The organism is Neisseria sp. P0021.S007 (assembly GCF_051956855.1).
Genome location: NZ_JBQCXA010000142.1, coordinates 1 through 1,063, shown reverse-complemented (window position 1 = coordinate 1,063; position 1,063 = coordinate 1). Strand labels below are relative to the sequence as shown.

2 protein-coding genes are annotated in these 1,063 nt (G+C 47.8%); both read left to right on the top strand.

Annotated features, from left to right (window positions below; translation table 11 throughout):
• A partial coding sequence (locus ACTHUR_RS11780; RefSeq protein ID WP_440398692.1) for a phosphoribosylamine--glycine ligase occupies window positions 1–644 on the top strand: 644 nt, incomplete at its 5' end.
• Window positions 645–716: 72 nt separating this feature from the next.
• Window positions 717–1,063: L-threonylcarbamoyladenylate synthase (locus tag ACTHUR_RS11775; RefSeq protein WP_440398693.1), on the top strand; the 347-nt coding region annotated here is incomplete at its 3' end.

The window sequence follows — 1,063 nt, the reverse complement described above, 5'->3', positions numbered from 1 at the left end:
GTCAAGACCATAAACGCCTGTTGGATGACGACAAAGGCCCTAATACCGGCGGTATGGGCGCATACAGCCCTGCTCCGGTGGTAACGCCTGATGTGTACGAGCGCGCGATGAATGAAATTATTTTGCCGACCGTGGCAGGTATGAAAGCAGAAGGTCATGAGTTTACCGGCTTTTTATACGCGGGCTTGATGATTGATAAAACCGGTGCGCCTTATACCATTGAATTCAACTGCCGTTTCGGCGACCCTGAAACCCAGCCGATTATGAGCCGTTTGGATAGCGATTTGGTGGACTTGGTTGAAGCGGCAATCGACGGCAAACTGGATAGTGTTGCTGCCAAATGGAATCCGCAAACTGCAGTAGGCGTGGTGTTGGCCGCACAAAATTATCCTGACTCCCCGAAAAAAGGCGATGTGATCTTCGGCTTGGATAAGGCCAATCAAATCGGTAAAGTTTTCCATGCCGGTACTGCAACGAATGAAAAAGTAGAAGTTGTAACCAACGGCGGCCGTGTATTGTGTGTAGTCGGTTTGGGCGATGATGTTGCCCAAGCTAAAAGCAAGGCTTATGAGGCATTGGAAACAATCCGTTTTGACGGTATGCAATACCGTAAAGACATTGCCGATAAAGCCATCAACCGTTAATAATGAATAGAAATAGGCCGTCTGAACACAGATTGTCCGACAATCTCAGTTTCAGACGGCCTTGGTATGATGATGATGTTTCCCAGAATTTTATCGGCTGCAGCCCAATGCAGGCTGCAGGCGCATCTTAAAAAAGGCGGTTTGGTCGCCTATCCTACCGAGTCTTGCTATGGCTTGGGCTGTGTCCCTACTTTGCCTAAAGCACTCAATCAACTGATTCATCTGAAAAAACGACCGCAACACAAAGGCATGATTGTCATTGGCCATAGCTTGGAACAGTTGCAACCTTTGCTGCAAAGGCCGTCTGAAAATATCCAAACTATGCTGCATGAAGCATGGCCTGCTCCGAAAACTTTTTTATTGCCGGTCGGCAAAAAAGTATTGCCATCATTGCGTGGAAAAGGACGCAGTAAATTGGC